The 23149-nt window shown below is 47.0% G+C and carries 20 protein-coding genes and 1 riboswitch; of the genes, 16 read left to right on the top strand and 4 right to left on the bottom strand.

Features of this window, described 5'->3' with window-relative positions:
* Positions 1-232: 232 nt before the first annotated feature.
* From ACG1BZ_RS07200 to pdxH, 3 genes are all read right to left on the bottom strand, one after another.
* A complete protein-coding gene (locus ACG1BZ_RS07200; RefSeq protein ID WP_413665854.1) occupies positions 233-1564 on the bottom strand; it encodes an RDD family protein in 1332 nt (443 codons plus the stop codon).
* Complete coding sequence (locus ACG1BZ_RS07195; protein ID WP_413665016.1) at positions 1564-3255, bottom strand: Hsp70 family protein; 1692 nt, start codon at positions 3253-3255, stop codon at positions 1564-1566. The genes ACG1BZ_RS07200 and ACG1BZ_RS07195 overlap by 1 nt, the downstream gene beginning before the upstream one ends.
* A 236-nt stretch (positions 3256-3491) precedes the next feature.
* Positions 3492-4130, bottom strand: coding sequence for a pyridoxamine 5'-phosphate oxidase (pdxH, locus tag ACG1BZ_RS07190; RefSeq protein ID WP_413665015.1), 639 nt, complete (start codon positions 4128-4130; stop codon positions 3492-3494).
* A 267-nt stretch (positions 4131-4397) separates the two neighbouring features.
* On the opposite strand from pdxH, the gene ACG1BZ_RS07185 reads away from it, so the two are divergent.
* From ACG1BZ_RS07185 to ACG1BZ_RS07150, 8 genes are all read left to right on the top strand, one after another.
* A complete protein-coding gene (locus ACG1BZ_RS07185) occupies positions 4398-6002 on the top strand; it encodes a 5-guanidino-2-oxopentanoate decarboxylase (protein ID WP_413665014.1) in 1605 nt (534 codons plus the stop codon).
* Between the two features lie 28 nt (positions 6003-6030).
* Complete coding sequence (locus ACG1BZ_RS07180) at positions 6031-7464, top strand: aldehyde dehydrogenase family protein (protein WP_413665013.1); 1434 nt, start codon at positions 6031-6033, stop codon at positions 7462-7464.
* Positions 7465-7529: 65 nt separating this feature from the next.
* A riboswitch (SAM-I-IV-variant riboswitch) is annotated at positions 7530-7656 on the top strand.
* A 58-nt stretch (positions 7657-7714) separates the two neighbouring features.
* Positions 7715-7930: a hypothetical protein gene (locus ACG1BZ_RS07175; RefSeq protein WP_108732493.1), complete on the top strand. Its 216-nt coding sequence runs from the start codon at positions 7715-7717 to the stop codon at positions 7928-7930.
* A 78-nt stretch (positions 7931-8008) separates the two neighbouring features.
* A complete protein-coding gene (locus ACG1BZ_RS07170) occupies positions 8009-9208 on the top strand; it encodes a glycine C-acetyltransferase (protein ID WP_413665012.1) in 1200 nt (399 codons plus the stop codon).
* Positions 9209-9293: 85 nt separating this feature from the next.
* Positions 9294-10319, top strand: coding sequence for an L-threonine 3-dehydrogenase (tdh, locus tag ACG1BZ_RS07165; RefSeq protein WP_282933633.1), 1026 nt, complete (start codon positions 9294-9296; stop codon positions 10317-10319).
* Between the two features lie 410 nt (positions 10320-10729).
* Entirely contained in the window at positions 10730-11146 is a 417-nt protein-coding gene (locus ACG1BZ_RS07160; RefSeq protein ID WP_413665011.1) for a hypothetical protein, read from the top strand.
* A 334-nt stretch (positions 11147-11480) separates the two neighbouring features.
* The gene (locus ACG1BZ_RS07155; RefSeq protein WP_413665010.1) at positions 11481-12557 is read left to right on the top strand and encodes a helix-turn-helix domain-containing protein; all 1077 of its coding nucleotides are present in this window, start codon (positions 11481-11483) and stop codon (positions 12555-12557) included.
* Between the two features lie 90 nt (positions 12558-12647).
* Positions 12648-14078: an amidohydrolase family protein gene (locus ACG1BZ_RS07150; protein WP_413665009.1), complete on the top strand. Its 1431-nt coding sequence runs from the start codon at positions 12648-12650 to the stop codon at positions 14076-14078.
* Between the two features lie 610 nt (positions 14079-14688).
* Here ACG1BZ_RS07150 and ltrA read toward each other — a convergent pair.
* Positions 14689-15987: a group II intron reverse transcriptase/maturase gene (gene ltrA, locus ACG1BZ_RS07145; protein ID WP_413662121.1), complete on the bottom strand. Its 1299-nt coding sequence runs from the start codon at positions 15985-15987 to the stop codon at positions 14689-14691.
* Between the two features lie 729 nt (positions 15988-16716).
* Here ltrA and csrA point away from each other — a divergent pair.
* The 8 genes from csrA to ACG1BZ_RS07105 all read left to right on the top strand — a co-directional run bounded on the left by csrA (position 16717) and on the right by ACG1BZ_RS07105 (position 23125).
* Positions 16717-16887, top strand: a complete 171-nt coding sequence (gene csrA / locus ACG1BZ_RS07140) for a carbon storage regulator CsrA (protein WP_413665008.1) — start codon at positions 16717-16719, stop codon at positions 16885-16887.
* An 862-nt stretch (positions 16888-17749) separates the two neighbouring features.
* On the top strand, positions 17750-18127 hold the full coding sequence (locus ACG1BZ_RS07135; protein ID WP_282931104.1) for a hypothetical protein: 378 nt from the start codon (positions 17750-17752) through the stop codon (positions 18125-18127).
* 47 nt (positions 18128-18174) lie between these two features.
* Complete coding sequence (locus ACG1BZ_RS07130; protein WP_413665007.1) at positions 18175-18513, top strand: CPCC family cysteine-rich protein; 339 nt, start codon at positions 18175-18177, stop codon at positions 18511-18513.
* A 96-nt stretch (positions 18514-18609) separates the two neighbouring features.
* Positions 18610-18963 carry a transposase gene (locus ACG1BZ_RS07125; RefSeq protein ID WP_413662302.1) on the top strand — a complete coding sequence of 118 codons (354 nt, stop codon included), beginning with the start codon at positions 18610-18612 and terminating at the stop codon, positions 18961-18963.
* Positions 18915-19802 (top strand): IS3 family transposase, encoded by an 888-nt coding sequence (locus ACG1BZ_RS07120; RefSeq protein ID WP_413662301.1) that lies wholly within the window; start codon positions 18915-18917, stop codon positions 19800-19802. Before ACG1BZ_RS07125 ends, ACG1BZ_RS07120 begins: the two co-directional genes overlap by 49 nt.
* Before the next feature lie 585 nt (positions 19803-20387).
* Positions 20388-21836 (top strand): hypothetical protein, encoded by a 1449-nt coding sequence (locus ACG1BZ_RS07115; RefSeq protein WP_413665006.1) that lies wholly within the window; start codon positions 20388-20390, stop codon positions 21834-21836.
* 126 nt (positions 21837-21962) lie between these two features.
* Positions 21963-22271, top strand: coding sequence for a transposase (locus tag ACG1BZ_RS07110; protein WP_282933834.1), 309 nt, complete (start codon positions 21963-21965; stop codon positions 22269-22271).
* Positions 22272-22279: 8 nt separating this feature from the next.
* Positions 22280-23125, top strand: coding sequence for an IS3 family transposase (locus tag ACG1BZ_RS07105; protein WP_413665005.1), 846 nt, complete (start codon positions 22280-22282; stop codon positions 23123-23125).
* Positions 23126-23149 lie beyond the last annotated feature (24 nt).

Raw genomic sequence — 23149 nt, 5'->3', positions numbered from 1 at the left:
AGCTACACCAGAAGCACTCCTCAATTGCGCACTATACAACACTTTCTGATCTCCAGTAAGAATGACGCCACTTATTTCACCTCAACAATCCTTTCAACATTATCAAAGGGGCAATAAAGCTTTATTCACCAGTTTTCAGGAAGTGTTACTATCAGCTGAAAACAAGACTTTATAACTCTTAGAAGAATATAAACCCTAATAGAATGAAAGTGGGGAAAACCCCACCCCAGAGTTAGATGTTACCCAAACGGCGCAAATGCTCTTCATGAGTCTTACGCATATTAATAACATAAGTGCGACTTAACCGATCATGCAATAATTTGTTAACCAGGAAGAAGTTGATAATCCATGCAAAAAGCCCAAATGCACTAATGAAAGCAAAGCTCACAGTTCTCCAAAGCCCTCGCAAGTATCCAATCCGCCCAAATTTTTGACTGGTTACTCGATAGCCCATTATATACTTACCAGGTGTTGCCTGAAGTTTGGAACACTCAAACAACCAAGCAAATAACAGGTAGGCTCCAAAACAAAAAGGTATGACTTTTGCGGCTGCTACAGCTTCCGGCAATCCAAAGATTTTCATCATCGCCGCAGTTGCAAGAGAGCCTACGGCCATATAAGTCATAACCAAGTCTAAAAAGAATGCAACGCCTCTAGGTACAACATCACCAAAAAAGTACTTTTCATAGCGCTCTTCAAATTCAGCCTCACTTTGTGCCTTTACCTTGCCCCCGCCACGAAGCCCTTGCAAAGGATCAATACGGGACTCATGGGTTTCCAAGCTATTAAATATGCTATTGCACAACTTTTCATCAAGCGCTTGGTAGAGGTAAGACGCATTCCCTCGCCAATCGAACAGCTCGTCACAGTACTGCAGGATGTTCGGCGTTACTTGCGGGCGAAACCTTGCGGACTTACCCCCCTCTACAGCATTTTGATTAAATTGGGCAAAGCGTTCAAATACAGAAAGACCTAAGTTCCAATTATACTCCTCATCCAGCATATAGGGACTCTTGGTGAGAAAGTCCCAACTCCTCTCCAGGCTCATTTCCAAGTGATTATTAAGCATTTCATCAACTTGCTTAAGCACCCGCCGAAACTCTTCGATACGCAAATCTCTATCCGGGTCTTGCGGCTCCCGAGATTCACTTGGCTGCGTATCAGGGGATACACCTTCGCTCTGTTCCAAGGGGTCAGAAACGCTCTCTTGCTTCGCTGGGTGTTCTTCAGCTGCGAGCGGAGTTAACACTTCATCAGTGGAAGGCCGCACTTCTGTTTCCTGCGCCCCTTCTAATACAGCTACCCTTTCACTGTTAACCTTCTCATGGCTTGTACTTCCTGCTTGCCCTAGTGAAGGAGTTTCCAAGGAGGCTTCCGCATGCCCGGCAGTCTCCTCTTGCAATTGCTCAGCCAGTTTCAATGCTTGCTTATAAGCTGTATGAAGTGCCTGGAATTCTTCCGGCTTTTCATCAGGGCGGGTTTGCTTTAGTTTTTTTGCATAAGCGCGCTTAATCGCCCGAGCATCAGTGATGGGGTTAATTTCAAGAATGGCCCAGGGATTCATCAAATCCAATCCTCGCCATCCAACCGATCCAGAATTTCACTAACCTCAGTTCGAGCCTTAATAATTTCTGTAGGGTTTTGCCTTTCTAGGACGCTATCAAAGGATGACAGTAATTTGGCAATATACTCACGCTGCTCGCCCAGACTGGATTCATACAAGCGCTCACCACGAGCAATGATTGCCTGGTTTTTTTCATCTTCACGGGGGTGGAATTTCAGTTTTGCCAGCTTTTGCAGGGCTTCAGCCTTTTGTACATCGGAGAGAGCTCCCGGCGTAAACTCAATTAACTTGTTGAAAGTTTTACCCGTGGAGACCACAGTCACATCCACTTCTAAAAGTCCATTCATATCGTAGGTATAGCGAATATCTGCCGATTCTTCCCCTTTAGGCTTTTTCGGCACAGGAACTGTCATCTCACCCAGGTACACATTTTTAGCTACCAAGCGATTCTCTCCTTGGTATACGTCTACACAAAGTTGGGTTTGATCATCCCGAGCAGTCCACACTCGCCTTACAACACTGACTGGCACAACCGTGTTGCGCTCGATAATAGGCATAAAGTAGGCACCGAGCTGCGGATTATCTTCATTAATAACACCAGTTCCCAGGGTATAAGGACATACATCAGTCAGGACAATATCATCCAGTGCCGAGTTCTTTTCTTTTAAGCCAGCCTGAATAGCTGCTCCCATCGCAACGACAGTGTCCGGGTCCAAATGACAGGCTGGCAGACGGCCAAACATTCGACCAACCATTGAACGAAACTGGGCCATGCGCGTCGAACCGCCAACCAATACCACCTCATCAATTTTCTGTGGGGGCAAATCTGCATCGCGCATTGCCCGCTCAATTGGCCGTTTCGCTCTTAACAACAGGGGGGTGCTGAGTTTTTCAAACCACTCTGGGGTCACCTGGAACTGCAGGGAGCGCCCATCAAGTTGTAATTCAAGTTTTTGCTCAGGCTGCTGGCTAACTCGACGTTTGGCGCTTTCCATTTGCATATATAAGTTTTGCAAATCGCGAGGGCTTAAGGCTTCTTTCTTAATATCAAACTCAGCCAGGACATCATCGATCATTGCCTCAACGAAATCTTCTCCACCGAGGAAGTTGTCTCCGGCACTGGCATGAACTTCCATAATGCCATCGAAAAATTCCAGGATGGAAACATCGAAGGTGCCACCCCCAAGATCTAAAATAAGGAAGTTTCCTTCGCGCTTATCGTGTAAACCGTAAGCAATGGCAGCCGAAGTTGGTTCGTTAATAAGGCGCTCTACTTTTAATCCCGCAAGCTCTCCTGCCAACTTGGTGGCATGGCGCTGATTATCATTAAAATAAGCCGGGACACTGATTACCGCTTCGGTTACCTCTTCACCAAGAAAAGTTTCAGCATCTTCTTTAAGCGCACGTAAGATTAACGAGGAGAGTTCCGTTGCACTAAATTTTTGCTTCCCCAGGGAAACTTTGTGGTCAGTGCCCATCAAGCGCTTAAACGCAGCTACAGTGGTACTACTGTGGTTAATAAGACGTTCTTTAGCCGTTTTGCCGACTAGCAGTGTGCCAGAATCATCAAGCCCCACAACTGACGGGGTCAAAATTTCACCCAAACGGTTGGGAATTAGTTTTACCCCTTCATCGGTCAGTACCCCGCAAGCACTATTTGTGGTTCCCAAGTCGATACCAATAATGGCCATATTTCCCCTACCTACCCTTGGATTCGAATTGCAAAAACGATCGAATCTATAGAATTTTTAAGACATTAGTTTTAGCTATATTTATGGCGCATTATTCTAAGCGGCCTTGACCACAAATTGCCAGATAAGACACCGCTATAACACAATATCAGGGAATAGGTACTCACAAAGTGAGGCGTGATTAAGCGGTTAGTTGTGGCCCAAAGGGCTGGGCCACGAAAAGATAAATATAAAAATTAGGGAGCGCGACGCTCTATATTCCAGCTTTCCTTTTCTTCACGGCGATAAATAAAACGATCGTGCAATCTATTTTCACCCCCCTGCCAAAACTCAACCGCATTGGGTACCACACAGTAGCCGCCCCAAAATTCTGGCAATGGAATTATTTTACCGGCAAAGCGAGCCTTCTCTTTATCAAACTGCTGCTCCAGTTCCTCCCTGGACGAGAGCGGCCGGCTCTGGTGCGAAGCCCACGCGGCCAACTGGCTATCCAGGGGGCGCGACTGGAAATAGGCCTCTGCCTGCTCGCGGGAAACAGGTTCCACCTTCCCATAAACAATCACCTGCCGCTCAAGACGGCACCAGGGAAACAACAGCGACACCTGAGGGTTAACGGCCATATCTCGGGCCTTGTCACTCTGTAAATTGGTATAGAAAACGAAACCCTTCTCATCGAAGCCTTTCAGCAAAACAATCCGCTGCGAGGGGTGCCCGTCCGCGTTAGTAGTGGCAAGACACATGGCGCTGGCATCAACTAACTCTGCTTCAACAGCTTCTGCAAGCCACTTGCGAAACTGCTCCACGGGGGTCGGCTTCAATTCAGAGCGCCTTAAACCACCCATTTGGTATTCCCGACGCCATTGATCGATTTCCATGGTGATACTTCCTCGGTTGTTCTAGCTCAAAGTTTATTCAGCGAAGTGCCGGAAGGCTATTGTGCGGCAGCCACCTCGTCAAATTCCTCAAAATCTACTGACAGGTAAAGTAACCCAAGCGTACAAAGTTTCCTGCCGCAGTACCGGGTGAATCTCAATTTTCCTGCGATATTGCCTGTGAAGGTGCAGACTCTGCGGGTGCTTGCACGGCTTTTGGTGGGCCGCTAGGCTCACTGCATTTTTACACGAATAAGGAAAATGGTGCTTATGTCCTCTGCGCCCACATGCGCCCAGGTGCTGATGCGCCTGCTGCGCGAATACCAGGTAGAAAAAGTTTTCGGGATTCCCGGCGTACATACCATTGAACTGTATCGCGGCCTGCCCGGTAGCGACTTGATGCATATCACGCCAAGGCATGAGCAGGGCGCCGCCTTTATGGCAGACGGTTATGCCCGCGCCAGCGGCAAGCCCGGTGTCTGTTTCCTGATCACTGGGCCGGGGCTAACCAACGCAGCCACTGCGATGGCGCAAGCTTACTCAGACTCAATTCCTATGCTGGTTATTTCCGCCGTCAATCGCCGGGAAGACCTTGGCATGGGCCGTGGGCGCCTGCATGAGCTACCCCGCCAAAGCGATGCCAGTCGAGGCTTCTGTATCTGGCAGCACACCCTGACTCAGGCAGAACAATTACCGGAAGTGATGGCACGGGCATTCCAACTGTTGCAGTCCAGCCGCCCCGGCCCTATCCATATCGAAATCCCTATCGATTTATTCCCGGCGCCTATGTCCGGCAATCTGGACGATTACCGCGCGGCTGCCAGTGCCATGGTACCGGCAGCCAACGCGACAGCTATCGCGACTGCTACCCAGTGGCTGCAAGCTGCCGAACGCCCGGTGATTCTCCTGGGCGGTGGCGCGCAATCTGCTGGAGAAGCGGCAACACAGGTATCAGAAAAAATTGCAGCTCCAGTCTTCCTGTCTCTGGCGGCCAAAGGCGTTGTCGATGAAAGGCATCCTCTGTGTGGCGGAGCCAATCTCAGTTTCGACTGCGTGCGTGAGCGAGTAGAAGCTGCCGATGTGGTCTTGGCCGTTGGCACAGAGCTTTCGGAAACCGATCGCAATCTGGTGAAAGAGGATTACGCTTTCTCCGGCAAACTGATCCGCATCGACATTGATCCGGCTCAACTGGTATGCAATGCCCAGCCGGATCTGGCCATCTGCGCGGATGCAGCAGAAAGCCTTCAGCAATTAAGCGAAGCCCTGGTTCAGTGCGAGGAGAGCTCAAAACTGCGCGCAGAAGAGGAAGTTTCACAATTAATCGGTAACTGCCGCAAAGAATGGTGGGAAGGTTCAGAGGAGCGCTTCCCTTGGGTTGAAGCTCTGCGCGAAGCCCTGCCCGATGAGGGAATTCTGGTTACCGACTCCACACAACTGGCCTATAACACTAACCACGCCTTGCCGCTGTACCACCCTCGCAGCCATATTACCTGTACCACCGGTTACGGCACGCTGGGCTTTGCCCTGCCCGCCTCGATCGGGGCCAAGTTATCCAGCGAGCGGGATGTAGTTGCCTTGATCGGCGATGGCGGCCTGATGTTTACTCTCGGTGAGCTGGCCGTTGCAGTAGAGCAGCAACTGCCCCTGCCAATACTGGTTTGGAATAACAGCGGGTATGGAGAGATTCGCGACTTTATGGATGCCGCAGAAGTACCTCAAGAAGGTGTTAATCTTCGCACTCCGGATTTTGTCGCACTGGCAAAATCTTTTGGCGCTGAAGGTTGTCGCATCGACAAACCACAGCAATTAGCTACGGCAGTCGCAGAAGCCCTGCAACGCAAAACACCAACAATTATCGAAATCACCGCCCCTTGAACTGGCGCGAAGCAAACGGAAGCGTGACATGACAGATTTCAGCAAGCTGCATACCGACAAACTGTTTATCAATGGTGAGTGGCGCGAGCCCCTCGGCACCAGTTCCCATCCTGTGATCAACCCCGCCACTGAAGAAATGATTTGCCAGGTGGTGGAAGGCTCTGCTGAGGATGTGGATATTGCCGTTGCCGCTGCCCGCAGCGCCTTTCGCAAGTGGCGCCATACCAGCGCAGATCAGCGTTCAGCCCTGCTAAATGCCATTGCTGACGGTATGGAAGAGCGCAAGGAAGACTTGATCCAGGCGATCTCACAAACCCTGGGTTGCCCCGCCCATATCACCCGTTGGTTACATGTGGATGGCCCTATCTACGCCATGCGTTACTACGCCGGTCGCACTTCAATCATGGAAGAGACCGAAAAGGCGGCCCACTCGGTATTAATCCGGGAGCCGATTGGCGTGTGTGGCTTTATTACCCCCTGGAATTACCCTCTGCACCAATTTGTCGGCAAAGTGGCCCCGGCTCTCGCAGCGGGCTGCACCATGATTACCAAGCCTTCGGAAACCACTCCGCTACAGGATTTCGTCATGGCTGAGATTATCGAAGCAGCCGGTGTTCCTGCGGGCGTATTTAACCTGATCCCCGGTGCTGGCTCGGTCGTCGGTGCAGAGCTGTCATCCCACCCGGGAATCGATATGGTGTCCTTTACCGGCTCCACCCGTGCAGGCGTTGAAGTTGCCAAGGCTGCAGCACCCACGGTTAAAAGAGTAACCCAGGAACTGGGTGGCAAATCGCCACTGATTATCACCCCGGATGCGGATCTTAAAGCAGCAGTTCGCTGGGGCTGCGAAGATGTATTCATCAACAGTGGCCAAACCTGCACCGCACTCACCCGTATGCTGGTTCCCGCTGAGCACTATGAAGAGGCGGTGGAAGTTGCCAAGCAGGTGGCTGAAGAAGTGGCCATGGGCACTGATGCCAATGCCTTTATGGGTCCCCTATCCTCCGCTCGCCAACTGGAAATCGTGCGCGGCTACATCAAGAAAGGGATCGAAGAAGGTGCCCGCCTTGTGACTGGCGGCCTCGATCTTCCCACCGAGCTGGAAAAAGGCTTCTATGTAAAACCCACGGTATTTGCCGACGTTCACAACGACATGGCCATTGCCCGGGAAGAAATCTTTGGCCCGGTGACCTGCCTGATCCCCTACAAGGATATAGATGAAGCTGTCGCCATTGCCAATGACACCGAATACGGTCTGTCCAGTGGCGTATGGGCTAAAGACGCCGAAAGCGCCATGCCTATCGTTCGTCGTATTGAAGCGGGCCTGTGCTTTGTCAACGGCGGTGAGTTTAACTACGACGCCCCCTTCGGTGGTTACAAGCGGTCTGGCAACGGACGCGAGTTTGGTGAGGCCGGTCTCGGTGAGTTTATCGAACTGAAATCCGTGCAGCTTCCCGCATAAACTTCTGCACCGCCCTCTAATGGGGGCGGTACTGTTGACTGCTAATCCCCTCCCCGTTATCTTTGCTCGCACATCACGAGAGTGGCTGACGCCAACGCCAACCTGCCGACCGGGGCAAGGTGGTTCTCTCTCTGCGGCACACAAGGCCTGCGGGGAGGATGGGGCTCTACCAGAGCAAACCAACCGGATTAGCGAACATCACTTCGCCGCTTCCACGTCAGTCCTCCATAGTTTTACCATTGGAGGGACCATGTCCGAATCACCGTTTTCCAGTAAAGACATTATCGAAATTCAAATCGCCAGCCAAAGAAGCCACACGGCAGTACGCGCGGTGAGAAGAGGTGATCGTCAGTTGTTGTGGCAACTACTGTTCGACACTGCCGAAGAGGCATTAAAATTTGCCACCAGTTGCCGCGCCAGTGAGCACCCTATTTCGGCCCATGAGGCCTGCGAACTGGCGGGATAAAGTAGAACCAACAGGCGCCGCGAGCTCGCGCCCGTTACCCTGTGCCAAGAGCACCCGACAGGAGCTAAAAACAATACCATGTCAAAGCCAGAACAATTCTTTGAGCACCTGCGCAGCGAACTCAAACAGATCGATGCAGACGGCCTGTACAAACGCGAGCGGATTATTACCTCCCAGCAGGCCGCTGAGATCCAGGTGAACAACGACACCCAGGTACTGAATTTTTGTGCGAACAACTACCTGGGCCTGGCCAACCACCCGGACCTGATTGAAGCGGCCAAAGAGGGGCTCGAACAGTACGGCTTCGGCATGGCATCGGTGCGTTTTATCTGCGGCACCCAGGACATTCACAAAGCGCTGGAATCGCGCCTGTCTGAATTCCTGGAAACCGAAGACACCATTCTTTACACCTCTTGCTTCGACGCCAATGGCGGCCTGTTTGAAACGCTGCTGGGCCCGGAAGATGCCATCATCTCCGACTCCCTCAACCACGCCTCCATCATCGACGGTGTGCGCCTGTGTAAAGCCAAGCGCTACCGCTACGCCAACAACGATATGGCGGAACTGGAGAAGCAGCTACAAGCCGCAGACGCCGCTGGCGCCAAGACCAAACTGATCGCCACCGATGGCGTTTTCTCTATGGACGGAGTTATCGCCAACCTCAAAGCCGTGTGCGACTTGGCCGACCAATACAATGCCCTGGTAATGGTGGACGACTCCCACGCAGTGGGCTTCCTCGGAGACCACGGCCGCGGCACCCATGAATACTGCGATGTGATTGACCGCGTCGATATTATTACCGGCACCCTGGGCAAGGCCCTGGGCGGCGCTTCCGGCGGCTTTACTTCTGGCCGCAAGGAAATTATCGACATACTGCGCCAGCGTTCGCGCCCCTATCTGTTCTCCAACTCTGTAGCCCCGGCGATCGTCACCGCCTCCCTGAAGGTGTTGGATATGCTGACTGAAGGCGGCGAGCTGCGTGAACAGCTGCGCGACAACTCCGCATACTTCCGCAAGCGTATGTCCGAAGCCGGCTTTACCCTGGCCGGTGCCGACCACCCGATCATCCCGGTGATGATTGGCGATGCTGCCCTGGCGCAGAAAATGGCTGACAAGATGCTGGAGCGCGGTATCTACGTAGTGGGCTTCTTCTATCCGGTAGTGCCCAAGGGCCAGGCCCGCATCCGCACCCAGATGTCCGCCGCCCACACCCGCGAGCAGCTCGACCAGTGTATCGATGCCTTCATTGAAGTTGGCCGCGAACTGAATATTATCTAAACCAAACAGCGGTGCTGATACGGTAATTCTCACAAGGAATTCACCGGAGCGGCACCGCGCCCTGCCATTTGTAGTTTTAAAAACAATGAAAGCACTATCCAAGCTGAAATCTGAAGTGGGAATCTGGCTTACCGATGTGGAAACCCCCACACCAGGCCACAACGACCTGCTGATCAAGATTCACAAAACCGCGATTTGCGGTACCGACATGCATATCTACAACTGGGATGAATGGTCTCAAAAGACTATTCCTGTCCCTATGGTGGTTGGCCACGAATATGTGGGTGAAGTTGTCGGTATGGGACAGGAAGTTGCAGGTTTCCAGGTGGGCGACCGTGTTTCCGGTGAAGGCCATATTACCTGCGGCCACTGCCGCAACTGTCGCGCCGGCCGCCGCCACTTGTGCCGCAACACTTACGGTGTCGGTGTAGACCGTCCCGGAGCTTTTGCAGAGTATCTGGTAATCCCCGCGCTCAATGCCTTCAAGATTCCGGATAACATTTCTGACGATCTCGCCTCTATTTTCGATCCCCTCGGTAATGCGGTACACACGGCCCTGTCTTTCGACCTGGTGGGCGAAGATGTACTGATTACCGGCGCCGGCCCTATCGGTATTATGGCCGCAGCAGTCGCCAAACATGTTGGCGCACGCCATGTAGTTATCACCGATATCAATGAATACCGCCTGGACCTGGCACGCAAGATGGGCGCTACCCGTGCCGTAAACGTTGCCAAGGAAAATCTCAGCGATGTGATGAACGAGCTGGGAATGAGCGAAGGCTTTGATGTTGGCCTGGAGATGTCCGGCGTACCCGTCGCCTTCCGCGATATGATCGCCGCAATGAACCACGGGGGCAAAATTGCTATGCTCGGTATCCCCGCAGGTGAAATGGCGATCGACTGGGGGCAGGTTATTTTTAAAGGCCTGATGATCAAAGGCATTTACGGCCGTGAGATGTTTGAGACCTGGTACAAAATGGCCAGCCTGATTCAATCCGGTCTGGATTTAACCCCAATTATCACTCACCAGTTTTCGATCGATGACTTCCAACAAGGCTTCGATACCATGGGATCTGGTGAATCCGGTAAGGTTATCCTGAACTGGAAATAAGTCCCAATGGCTGTGGAATCGCCCGCAGCCATTCTCCCTGCCCTCAATTTACCACTCCCCCTGCCCCAAAATATCTTTGCGCTACCTGCCTGCTTCTACACATTTACAGTTGCTACGGCTTAACCAGTTAGCGGCAGAAATAGATCTTTTAAAACTTCGATTATTTTTTCAAAATCCTGAATCATTAGGTTCCAGCCGACCTAACACACGATTCATTCAATATCCCTGAAGCCTCTTTTTTACTGTACATCTTTATATTTATAGCGCATAAACCTGGTACGATCGGACCGGATCGCTACCACATTCTACTCCTACATAGGTCTTCCGGTTTTTACTCCAATTGATTCCAAGATAACAATCGGGATAATAAAGATCGGTTTTACCGCGGCACAAGAATTAAAAGTAAGAACATGAAACTTTATTTAACTTTGGCATTACTTCTTTTTACACCATTTGTCATAGCAGACGAAAACCTCTTCTATGTGGGAACTTGGCAATCAAATGAAAAAAAGACTTTAGCCAGCATGAACAACGTGGAGGACATACCCGAGAAAACCCAAATGCTCTTCCGCTCTAATTTCTTTGGGCGTCTCGTGAATGTAGTTCGAGTAGATTCGTTTGCAACTTACATCATAGGGGAAAAGCCTGAGGTATTGACATTTTCACCACATACGATCGAAGTCTTGAGTGCCGATACGATTCGTATCACATATTACGACGAACTCTCCACTTCTGATGAGACACGGATTTTAAAATACGAAAATAACTGCTACTCATTGCCAGTAACAAAATGGGAGTTTAGAGAATATTTTTGTCGTGTTGAATAAGACTCGCAACAAGCAGAAGTATACTCGCGTACTTCAAGTAATCGATCTCAGCTTCACCCCCCATACTTTGGGAAGTTACACTTAGAGAGACTCTGAATAACTCCATAATACCCCTGCGGATCTTGAAGGCTGCATACGTTAGGTACAGTTCACCGAAAATGACCTGGTTTAAACGCAGCAGCTGTGGCATTCAACCCCCACCCTTCAGGGCCTACAGATTTGTTAAGAGGCTCCATAAGTAGTCACCCAGTATGATCAAATACAGGAAGTTTCGAACGATGTTCCCACTTAAGAAATTCTGCTTATCGGCTTATAGCTTATTATTTGAGCAAATATGGTAAATTACTCCGCATCTAATTTTTTACAGATAGCCTTTATCACCCTATCGATTCTAGGTATTGCATTACTTTGGGCGCAAAACCGTTTTACAGCAATGCGATACTTGTTAGGCGCCACTGCATTATTGATGACATTTAATTTTGTAGAAGAAACGAAAGTAGTTAATCTTGGCTATTTAATCACGCCTTCGTTCTCATTATTGATGGGCCCATTATTTTTTGCCGTAGTTGCACAATTAATATCCGCCAGTTATCAACAACAACGTAAACACTGGGTGCACTTAGCACCAGCAGCAATCAGTTTATTATTTAATCACTGGCCCCAGTGGGTTTTAGCAGCCGGTACTTTAAGTCAGATTGTTTACTTCTCATTAAGTATAAAAGCGCTTATTCGATATCAACATATCTTGCCCCAAAACCGCTCCGATGCTAACAAATTGAGAGCTGATTGGGTTAAGCGTATCCTATGGGTTATGGTTGGCGTTGCACTGGTGGATGCAGTGCGGCATAACTTGCAACCTTACTTACCCATTCCTCTTTTGCTCAGATGGTATCTTGTTATGCAACTGAGCTATTTTTTGATTGTTGCTTTGCTTGTAATTCGCGCAGTTAGGGAACCGAAGCTATTTGCGGGTTTAACAGATGGTGAACAAGCCCTGGGCTTATCCGTAATAGAGGGTTGTGACAAGAGAAAGTGCAAAGCTGACGAAACGACTCAGGCGGATACGCTTTTCAAGGAGCTTAACAAACAGGTTCATAGTCAACAGCTCTATCGCCTACCAAGGCTATCCCTCCGGGACTTGGCACAACATACAGGGCTTGGAGAGAAAGATATTTCCTGGGCCATCAATCAGGGCTATGGCGGTAACTTTAATGACTATGTTAATGCTCAGCGTTTGGCAGATGTAGTTTCGCAACTTGATTCAGCAAAAGAGAGTGATTCGGACAAAAAAGTTCGTCTCCTCGATATTGCACTTGAAGCGGGCTTTAACTCTAAATCCAGCTTCAACAGCCTGTTTAAGCGCCACCTTGGGATGACTCCTACTCAGTATTTAGCAGCAAAACCTCAATAATGGTTACTTTGGACGTGCAAAATCTGGATTTCGGACGCTAGAAGCTGATAATTTTGGCATTTTGGCCTCTTTGATTCAAAAGAGGTCATTATGAAGTTTTCTTCCTATTTTGCTCGTTCATGGAAAGCAGCGGTAGCTATTTTAGTGTTCATTAGCGTTGCCACGCTCGGGTCTTGGGGATGTGCATGGTACATCCCTCCCTCTTCCTACGGGTTAGCTGAACAGAATGCTCGCATTGTAGTTACCGATATCACAGTCATCGACACCCAGCATAATACAGCCGTAAGTAACCAAAACCTTGTCATTCAAGATGGAAGAATTGCCCAAATAACTAGCGATGTAATACCTGAGATTGAAGGCGAGCTGAGGATTAATGGCCTGGGTAAATATGTGATGCCAGGCTTAATCGATATGCACAGCCATGTATGGGGGCGGTCCGATCTATTAGCTATATTAGCGCACGGAGTCACTCGCACAAGAGTTATGGCTGGCAATTCCCCTCAGCGTATTCTTAAAAAATGGATCGATACTGGGGATATAGCCGGCCCTCATATGGTGTTATCCGGTGCACCTGTAAATCAACATTCCCACTATGCCAGTGGCCGACACCACAAGTTTATTGGTAGTAAAGAAGAGGCTCGCCAGCTGGTTCGCCAGCAATATCAACAGGGGTACCAGCAAGTTAAAGTTTATGACGGTTTATCCCGTGAGGTTTTCTTCGCTATAGCTGATGAGGCGAAGAAGCTCGGCATGCCTTTAGCTGGCCACCCGCCTTTTGGTACTACTCTCAATGAATACTTATCGGCTAAACCGCAGTCATTAGAGCATGTGGAAATGATCTTTCAGGCACATTTGAACTACGACTATCAGCAGGAGAGCTTCGATGAAATTGTGCAGCAACTACTAGATAGCAACGTACCAGTTAGCCCTACATTAATCGTATATGACAACGTAGCACAGGTCGCGCAGCATGGGCCAGACTACTGGCACAGCATAGCTGATAATCTCGAGCTCAATCACCCCGCGATAAAAGCAATGGGTGAGCAGAAGGTTAATGGGATACATAGCGCTAAAGCGCAACAGGATTGGCAGGGTAAATCCAACATTTTCGGAGATATGGCCAAGCAGCTAAACCAAGCCGGTGTTGAGATACTGATAGCGTCAGACGGAGGAACCTTCTATACGCCCAACGGCTTGGGCACTATTCAAGAAATGCAACGATTAGTGGAGGTGGGGATTCCTGTTCAAGATGTATTGCGAGCAGCAACCCATCACCCAGCAAAAGCACTGGGCATTAGTAATAATGTGGGCTTAGTTTCCACAGGCTTTAATGCCGAACTATTATTACTCGAAGACGATCCACGAGAAAACTTAAACACACTCACCAAGCCCCTAGGGGTAATTTTGGATCAGAGCTACTACGATAGATATAGCCTTAGTGAAATGAAAGAGCTAGCTAAAAGCACAGGATCGAAAAGCAAATTCTATTTTTGGTGGATTGTGGATAATTATATTTATTAGCGGCCATGCCAGTTAAATAAACTACTAATGTATCCCCCGAAATAAAAGCCCAGCCGAATTAGAAGGGAATTCCATATTAAAAGGTATAGTCACCCCACAAAGTGAAGGTGACCAAACCTACTAATATCCTCACTCAGAACCATCTAATTCGGCTAGTAAGCCATACAAACCTCAAACCCAAAGTTTAAAAGTAGATTTTTTAACCTGAGGTTCACTACCAATGATTCAATGAGTTCGAAGTGCAAATTTACAAAATATAGGCACAAAAATGATCTTATTGGATTTTATTAAGTTTGTTTTAATATCAAAGCTACGTAAAATCGATGGATATGTATCGGCATATAAAGGTTACTTGAATGAGTCTCTATGAGGTTCAAGTAAGCTACAAGAGAGACCTAAGATCTCTGAAAAAGACTCACCTACTTAAAGGAGAACGCTAGAGCAATATAAGAATAAGTAAAAGGCGCTGACCCAAGGTGCTACCAACACCAGGGGCCAGCTAACCACATTGATACTCGAACTATCAAAAGTCGAGTAGACCAAAGGAACTTCCCCTTCGACCTCTCACAGAACCGTACGTGAACCTCTCAATTCATACGGCTCTTCGTATTCAGCACATTTTCAATCTTCCCATTCTCCAGTGTGCAAACAAGCCGCGCATTTGTTGACGAACCTTTCCAATAAAGGCCCAACTCTTGAAACAGCTTCGCTTCAGATGCTTAAACTTCTTCCTAGCCCAACGCATCAGCGTTTGATCAAGATACTTCTGTAACCGATAAACACCATATCTCCGCCCAAAGTGACCATAATAGTTCAGCCAACCCTGTATTGCGGGATTAAGTACCTTTGCCATTTCAGATAGTGATCGATCCACCCAGTTAATCACACGCCACTGCCTAACCTTATCCTTGATCCTCTTGAAAGCTTTAGGGCTCATTGAAGGACTAAATGCGGTGAAGATCTGTCCTTGGCGATTCCTTGCTTTTCTGGGACCAAATCGAAACCCCAGAAAGTCAAAGTGGATCACTGGGTGGGAGTCTTTACGATTACTATTCTTGCAATAGACCTTGCGCGTTTTCTCTGGATGAGCCTCAAGCCCGCAGGTAGCCAGGCGTGCTTTTAGAGCCGCCAGTAAGCGATCCGCCTCACGAGGATTACGACAATGGTAAACAGCATCATCCGCGTAACGCTCAAAAGGAATATCTCTGTGCGTTCTCACCATCCAGGCGTCCAGCGTGTAGTGCAAAAACAAGTTTGCCAGTAGCGGGCTGATTACACCCCCTTGTGGAGTACCTTGTGTTCGCTCTTCAAGCTGTCCGTCCCGATGTTGTACTGGAGCCGTTAACCAGCGCTGTACATAGAGTCTGACCCACCGATGATTATTATGTTTATCTAATGCCCTCAGCAGAAGTTCGTGATTAATATTGTCAAAGAAACCTTTGATATCTAAATCAACTACCCAGATTCTATCCCAGCATCGTTGTCGAGCTCGACGCACTGCGTCTATAGCAGATTTGCCTGGCCGATAGCCGTAGGAGTCAGGGTGAAATACCTTCTCCAATTCTGGCTCCAGCAGTTGCTTAGCCACCATTTGTGCAATGCGATCTTCGATTGTGGGGATACCCAGTGGTCGCAGGCTGCCATCGAGTTTCGGAATATCCACTCGTTTGACGGCTGATGGAAAATAGCTGCCAGATGACATCCGATTCCATAGCTTGTAAAGGTTTTTGACGAGACTCGACTCGTATTGCTCTATCGTTATCTCATCAATCCCCGCTCCGCCGCCATTAGCCTTGATCTGCTTCCACGCTTCCCAAACCGCTCGCTTGGGAATATTGAATGGCTTTGCGCTAATCGTTAATTCCTCCCCATCTGGGTTGATTACACGGTTAGTCGCCGAATACGACAACCCCTTCGCTCCACGTCCATTACAGCCGCTTCTCCACTACTACGGGTTGTTCCGCCCCTGTGACCAGTCTTGGTACTCAACGTCTTGTAGGGCCTCTACTTGACGCTCTTCCTTAACACCTGGACGACAGGTTCTCCTGTTCCACCCAAAAGCCTGCTGTGTGTTCACGCCACCTCTATGCCGGATGCCACTCGGTCGGTAAACAGGTAACCTCCAAGCTTATCCCCGCACTTAGCCAGTGCACGGGTTTTGACATCATCTTGGTAATACGCTTTCGACACCTCATCAGTGGTTCATTTGCATTCGTCTCTACACAACATACCTGACGTATCTCGTACGCCTTTTCCTCAATCGCTTCTAACCAAAGCTCTTTACTCCGATCACCTTGAGGCGGTTTGTTACCACTTCCTGCAAAGCGATAACGGAGGGCCGACCTCCATCTCCTGGATAGCACGTATTTTTTTATTTATAAAAAAATAAATAAAAAAAAATACTCAGGACGCACTGGCTATATGCATCATACGCTAGATACCCGCTCGTCTTCAATAAAGTGGAGTAGATTCAGCAGCTTGGAGAGTGTCCTCAAGCTCTGGGAGCGTTGCGCCCGCCTTTTCTTCTTCTATGCCTATCGTTCTCGCGCCCCACCTCTTTCAAATCCCACACATTACTTCTTGAATCTTCCCACTACGGAAGACCATCTTCTATTTTGCAATTCAGCAGGAACGAAATATGTTAATTTTAAACCGCCGAGTTGGTGAAAACCTCAGAATTGGGGCAAAGATCTCAATCACAGTATTGGAAGTTAAGGGAAACCAGATAAACATCGGCATAGACGCCCCAAAGTCAATATCCGTGCACCGTGAGGAGGTCTATCTGCGTATTAAAAAGAACAAGCGGTAATAGATAATAGCTACTGATCACAAGTTTGATTTTGTACTACTTAGTGAGTCTATAGCTCGTAAACCCTACAACGGGAAGAGCTGAAGCAGCGGCTTTGTGTACAGTATTTCAATTCCCATGCTTGATTGAATTGACAGGCTTTCAAAGCCAGCAAGATCTATCGAGATCCTCATCCTGCGTACAGTAAAATCACTAACACTCAAAAATAGCTTTCACGTAAGTTCAATAATGTACTCACATCGCCACTATAGAAGCTAGCCGCTCAACCAGCTCTCAATGATCAGTGTCAAGCAACAATACTACACACAGCCTTGCCCTTTAGCTGCTTCACGCCCTTAACTCGGCTAAGGAGAGCCAGAACCTCTCCTTAGCCGCCTTAATACTTTGATCTTTTAAGTAGATAACCACCACATAAATTACTACTTCAAACAAAAATAGAGCTGATTTTTCCCACAAGACTTCTACTACTCAATCGTCAGCTATTCAGAGTAACTGTTCCTAGGATTCCACTCTGTTTATAGCCCACTTTCTGTATATTTTTGCCGTTTCAACCTATCTTACACGAGGTCCAAATAAAATTAGCAAGCGCTAGCTCGTCAGATTTTCGATCATCATGACCGTTATTTTCTTACTAGCGAGAAATAACGCTGAAATAGTATATAATTCAACAAGTTAAGAGATTTCTGATATTGCTTGATAGTAGTCATAATGATCGTTTTTCCATTTTGTACGATTAGCCCAAATTCGCATAACCTTCTGATTTAAAATGAAAATTTATCTCTCTCCAACTAGATTGATTCCGAGATAGTAATCAGGATAATAGTGATCAGAATGATTACTATATAAATGTTTAAGTGTACATATGAAAAAGCAACTTCTCGGCATTTGGTGTGGCATAGCTTCAGCCAGCACTAGCTTCGGTATCATTATGATGCTGTTAGCAGAGTTGGCTAGCGATTTATTTTCGGATTCGCACATTATCCTTTCTGCGGCTATTTCTGGCGCAATCAGTGCCGTAGTATCCCACTTAGTTTCAGAAAAGATATCTATCAAGATTTATTCGGTAGCTATAGTGTTGCTGGCAATAAGCTGGTTTGCTTTATTCCCAGCACCTGATTGGCGTAATCCATTTTTGTGGCACTGGCCCATCTATGGTTTTGTAGGTTTTTACATCGCAGTCATCTGGTTGCGTTTACCACTTAACAATCATAGTCAGGTCGACATCAATTCCGGTGTTTGATTTTTATGCTATCCGCTACGCTTGCATAAAAACAATCACCTCCATCAATGCGCCTGCTATGGGCGTTATACGTAAGTCGAGACCAAGCGATGGAATTAAAGGAATTCCCTATGAGTGAAAATATGAAGCAGTGTCCGTGCTGTGATTATTATTCACTAGCGGAGCGAGGCAAATGCCTAGTATGCCCAGTCTGCTTCTGGGAAGACGACTGTCTTGATCCAGAAAACCCAGATTGGGATGCGGCATCTGATTTAAACGATGATCTGAGTCTTCGTCAAGCGAGAAGCAATTTCGTAAAGTTCGGAGCCTGGAAGGCTGAGTTTAACAACGTGGTAATAAGCGCAAAAGAAAGACGTACATTACATGTTACAAAGCGCAACGTATAACAAGCGGCTGTAGTCGCCATGCTTCGCATGGCTGGGACGGCTTTGAAACCTTCCCCCATTGAGTAGACGCCTATCTTTTAAATAGGATAGGAAAAAATGCCGAAAATACTGAGTGAAGAGCGGGTTGTTGAATATTCAACAGAGTTCAAAGTTAGAGTGGTAGCTCTCACTAATCAACTGAAAGTAGATACGACTACTATCGCCAACATTATTGGTTTGCATCCAGTAATGGTGTATAGATGGCGACAGGAAAGTAGAGAAGGCAAGCTGGTCGAGAAGCCCAGTCGTAGAATAAGTATGACAAAAGCAACGAAAAATCGGTCTCAAACCGATGATAAAGAGATAAGACGTCTAAAAAAGAAAGTCGAGAAATTGCAAAAGGAGAATGATTTCCTAAAAAAGTGGGAAATGTACCTGAAAGATCCAAAGCCGAAAGATTCTCATTCATAGCTCTTAATCGATCAGACTTTGGTGTCAGGTACTTATGTAGATACTTGAATGTTTCACCCCAAGGGTTTTATAAATGGCTCAATCGAGATGAGAGCACTCGTGACATAGAGAATAGGCGAATTCTAAGGCGTATCGAAGCTATCTATACACAGCATGATGGTAATTATGGAAGTCCAAGAATTAGCGCAGAGCTGAAAGCTAATGGTGAAAGAATAAATCACAAACGCGTTGAACGCCTTATGAGAGAGGCTGGAATCGTGGGGAAAGCTGGAAGGATCTATCGTCGACGCCCTTTGCCTGGAAATCCTTGTATTAAGGTTGAAAATTTACAAAGAGAGCATGGTATGCCGAGTAAACCAGACTCTCAATGGGCTGGTGATGTAACCTATCTGAAGATCAATGGGCAATGGCAATATTTAGCTGTGATTATTGATCTTTACTCCCGGAAAGTGTTGGGTTGGGAGCTGTCGGATACTCGAACTGTTGAGCTAACACTGTCAGCGCTAAATAAAGCTGTCCGTCGCAGAAATATAGAATCAAATCTAATATTTCACAGCGACAGAGGTTCTGAGTACGGTGCTTATGCATACCAAAACCGACTCAAAGAGCTGGATATTGAGCCGAGCATGAACCGTCCAGGGTTTATGAATGATAATGTGTATGTGGAATCATTTTTTCAAACACTGAAAACTGAGAGTTTCAAAGGATTTAATTTTAAATCCGTTGAGGAGCTAAGAACCAACTTAGCTTGGTATCTTGATAGGTACTATAACTTTAAAAGAAGACATGGTTCACTTGGGTTCAAAAGCCCAGATGAATATGAAAGAATGGCCGCATAAGATGAATATAAGGTGGCGTCTACTTTAAGGGGGGAGGCTTCCTTTTCCGCAGCTTCGCTGCTACAAATCCGCCTCTAAGCCGGGCGTTAAATTTCTATGAGCCATATTCACATTAATCACAAAGCTCTCTTGAAGTCGGTGCTAATTTCAGCAATTGTGAGCACCGTTGTAATGGTTTTTTTTCAGGCTATGGAAAAACGATTACACCTGATGGTTTTGTTACTCATTATTACAATTTCAGCTCCATATTTTTATGGATGCCAATATTGTTTATGGTAATGGCGCCAACCATCGTGATAGTTGCCTACCTGCTGGGTATTGCCCTAATCAAGAGCCGACTATTTTCATTGCCAATTGTGGTTATTGCTGGGGCTGTGGGTGGTGGCCTGGTTATATCTATGCTGTCGGGGAAATGCCTAATGTTCTCAATAGTTGGTTTGTATTACATTGTGTCAGGTATAGTTTCAGCAGTTACCTGCTATTACCTGTACAAAAAATTTAACAAGGCACTCAATTCGCAGGCTTCGCCTGCTGGGACGCCAAAAAACGGCGCCCATTAGCGCGGCGTTAGGAATAGGAGTTCATATGGGTAGTTACGTTTTTGAATTTTTAAACGATTCATTAATTTTAGATGAATCATTAATCAGGGATAACTACTATGGAATTTCTGAAAAAGAAATCTCAAAGGAGCTTTCAAGCTACAGAGATCACTGTTTAAAAAATATAGATAACATTGGTGAAGTCATAAGTAGTCACGATACGAATCTAAGCTGCTTGGGCTCACAATCTATTACGAATGAAGATGATCTAAAAAGATCTGCCTTATATGTTGATCAAATGATTATTCCTGATCCTATTTTTCCATTTACAACACCAGAGAGCGAAATATCAAATACTTTCTCATCAATGCTTGGAATGGGTAGTAATGGTGAGATCGATCGAAGGGGATTATCATTAGCAGCTCAGAAAGTAATTTCAATGCGCCCAATGGTAGCTGGAAGTTTTATAAAATTCTTTCCCGTATCGCTTTTATCAGAGCCTCCTATGGAAATACCTGGAGGTTATTCGGAAGTCGGATTTTCAGATTTGCTGCCGTCCCCTATTATGGATTTTTTTGTAGAAAGAGCTACTGTAAAGAGTTTACAGAGAACAGAAGAAGGGCTTATCGTTGGCGACACACTAGATTTATGCCGGGAGATTGGAGTGCAATTCAATGGACAAAAGAGTAGTGACCTTGAAATTTACAACCTTCTAGAGAAAAAAATTCTATCATTTAATGAGAATGACGGTACATATAAGTTCGCAGTAATACAACCTGAATCCCCTCCAGATAAAGAACAATTCGATTTATGGGTTAGACAATCGATTCATAGAAGCGCTTATGAGTTTTTCGTCGAAACAAGCAAGCGAATTCAATTATCACATCATTTGAATTCTGCATTTACATGTGCATCACCTCTAGAAAGTAGCCTTTTATCCGAGAACTTTTTCGATACGAAAAGCGGGATCAAAGAAAACACTGCAAACTGCATCTTGAATATGGAATTACCATTCTTAGAGAGAATAAGCTCTTCTGATCTAATGAGCCTAAGGATGAATGATGGTGAAGAGTTCCATAATTTCAGGATAGAATTAGAGTCTAAGCTCCGTGAGCTAAGACATGAAACAAGTCCAGAAGTGATTAAGGGAAAAATAGAAGATATTGAGCATGAGATGTTTGACGTACAAGTCCAAAAAATCAATGCAAAGATTTCTTCGGTGCGTGGGGTTGCGCTAGCAGATTCAGGTATTGCATTTGCTGGTCTTGCTGCTGGGTTTGCAACATCAGGAGCAAGCTTAATTGGTACTTTTGCAGCTCTTCTTCATGGGGCAAAATCTTTCACAGAGTATCAAGAGAAGGTCAAAGAAAATCCATGCTATTTTGCATGGAAACTAAAAAACAAGACTCAAAACTCTTTAAAAAGTAATACTAAGAAGAAATCAAATAAAGTTATAAAAAAGGTTAGAGCAAAGAATTCCTCATTCGTCAAATAGATATTCCTAACAAGTAAATCCAGGTGACGCCTACGGCGCACCTGATTTAGGCGTTATGCTCAAGACTTACCCACGTTTAGTAGACACCCTGTATAGTTAGGTTTAGGCCTAACACGGAGGTGTATCATGGGTAAGAAAAGAACTCAGGCGTATACGGAGGAGTTCCGCAGAGAAGCAGTTAAGAGAGCGGAAAAGGCTGGAGCAACAACGGCTTCTGTGGCGCGAGAGCTAGGCGTCAGCGCACAGCAGATCTACAACTGGCGTCGTCAATTTAATCGGCTGTCTGATAAGCAGTTCAATAGTTTAGACGGTGTCGACTATTCCAAACAGGAAAGCGCTGAAGTTCGCAAGCTCAAGAAGGAGTTGCATGAAGCTCGTCAGGAGGTTGAGTTTCTAAAAAAGGCAGCTGCGTACTTTGCGAACCACCAAGAGTAAAGTACGCATTGATACAAGAGTATGTAGGGTCATTCCCGGTTAGCTTGATGTGTCGGTGTTTAGATGTCTCAAGATCGGGTTATTATCGATGGCGGGGGCGATTGCCATCTGCTCGCACGATTAGAAAGATACGAACAATCGAGAAAATCCGAGAGATGTTTGTTGAGTTTAAAGGTCGTTATGGCGCGCCTAGAATTGCTTGCGAGCTTCAAGAGTTAGGTGAGCCATGCTCGCGGAACTACGTCGCTAAGCTTATGCAACAGGAGCATATTAAAGCGAGAAACGGCAAAGGCTTTCGATATAGTCAGCCCGTAGAGGGGAGCATTAACGTCTCCGCCAACTTACTTAAGCGTTGCTTTGATGTGGATCAACCAAATTGCCGCTGGACCAGTGACATTACTTATATCTGGGTTCTGGAGAGGTGGCTATACCTCGCGGTAGTTATGGATCTGTACTCTCGACGTATTGTAGGTTGGGCATTTGACTCGCAGATGACCGATGAATTGACACGTCGAGCATTGAAAATAGCTTTAGAGCGACGACCAATAAAGCCTGGACTAATAGTTCACTCTGACAGGGGTGTGCAATATCGATCGCAGAAATACCAGGATCTCTTGTCCGACAGCAAGTGCAAGCCGAGTATGAGTCGCCAGGCTAACTGTTGGGATAATGCGGCAATGGAATCATTCTTTAGCAGGCTAAAAGTCGAGCTGGTCTATGCCGGAACATTCGAAAGCGAAGAGCAAGCAAAATCTGAGGTGTTTGAATACATTGAGATTTTCTACAATAGGATTCGTAGGCACTCTGCATTGGGCTATGTAAGTCCAGCAGAGTATGAACGAAAATACGCATAGTTAGAGTGTCTACTTTTTGTGGGC

The organism is Microbulbifer sp. CNSA002 (assembly GCF_047324085.1).
Lineage (GTDB): Bacteria > Pseudomonadota > Gammaproteobacteria > Pseudomonadales > Cellvibrionaceae > Microbulbifer.
Note: the sequence above shows the minus strand (reverse complement) of the source record. Positions and strands in the feature narration are given on the sequence as shown.

Bases quoted from the DNA above. Each gene is read 5' to 3' on its own strand.
- ACG1BZ_RS07200 (WP_413665854.1), bottom strand. From the start codon at position 1,564: ATGAATCCCTGGGCCATTCTTGAAATTAACCCCATCACTGATGCTCGG.
- ACG1BZ_RS07195 (WP_413665016.1), bottom strand. From the start codon at position 3,255: ATGGCCATTATTGGTATCGACTTGGGAACCACAAATAGTGCTTGCGGG.
- pdxH (WP_413665015.1), bottom strand. From the start codon at position 4,130: ATGGAAATCGATCAATGGCGTCGGGAATACCAAATGGGTGGTTTAAGG.
- ACG1BZ_RS07185 (WP_413665014.1), top strand. From the start codon at position 4,398: ATGTCCTCTGCGCCCACATGCGCCCAGGTGCTGATGCGCCTGCTGCGC.
- ACG1BZ_RS07180 (WP_413665013.1), top strand. From the start codon at position 6,031: ATGACAGATTTCAGCAAGCTGCATACCGACAAACTGTTTATCAATGGT.
- ACG1BZ_RS07175 (WP_108732493.1), top strand. From the start codon at position 7,715: ATGTCCGAATCACCGTTTTCCAGTAAAGACATTATCGAAATTCAAATC.
- ACG1BZ_RS07170 (WP_413665012.1), top strand. From the start codon at position 8,009: ATGTCAAAGCCAGAACAATTCTTTGAGCACCTGCGCAGCGAACTCAAA.
- tdh (WP_282933633.1), top strand. From the start codon at position 9,294: ATGAAAGCACTATCCAAGCTGAAATCTGAAGTGGGAATCTGGCTTACC.
- ACG1BZ_RS07160 (WP_413665011.1), top strand. From the start codon at position 10,730: ATGAAACTTTATTTAACTTTGGCATTACTTCTTTTTACACCATTTGTC.
- ACG1BZ_RS07155 (WP_413665010.1), top strand. From the start codon at position 11,481: ATGGTAAATTACTCCGCATCTAATTTTTTACAGATAGCCTTTATCACC.
- ACG1BZ_RS07150 (WP_413665009.1), top strand. From the start codon at position 12,648: ATGAAGTTTTCTTCCTATTTTGCTCGTTCATGGAAAGCAGCGGTAGCT.
- csrA (WP_413665008.1), top strand. From the start codon at position 16,717: ATGTTAATTTTAAACCGCCGAGTTGGTGAAAACCTCAGAATTGGGGCA.
- ACG1BZ_RS07135 (WP_282931104.1), top strand. From the start codon at position 17,750: ATGAAAAAGCAACTTCTCGGCATTTGGTGTGGCATAGCTTCAGCCAGC.
- ACG1BZ_RS07130 (WP_413665007.1), top strand. From the start codon at position 18,175: ATGCGCCTGCTATGGGCGTTATACGTAAGTCGAGACCAAGCGATGGAA.
- ACG1BZ_RS07125 (WP_413662302.1), top strand. From the start codon at position 18,610: ATGCCGAAAATACTGAGTGAAGAGCGGGTTGTTGAATATTCAACAGAG.
- ACG1BZ_RS07115 (WP_413665006.1), top strand. From the start codon at position 20,388: ATGGGTAGTTACGTTTTTGAATTTTTAAACGATTCATTAATTTTAGAT.
- ACG1BZ_RS07110 (WP_282933834.1), top strand. From the start codon at position 21,963: ATGGGTAAGAAAAGAACTCAGGCGTATACGGAGGAGTTCCGCAGAGAA.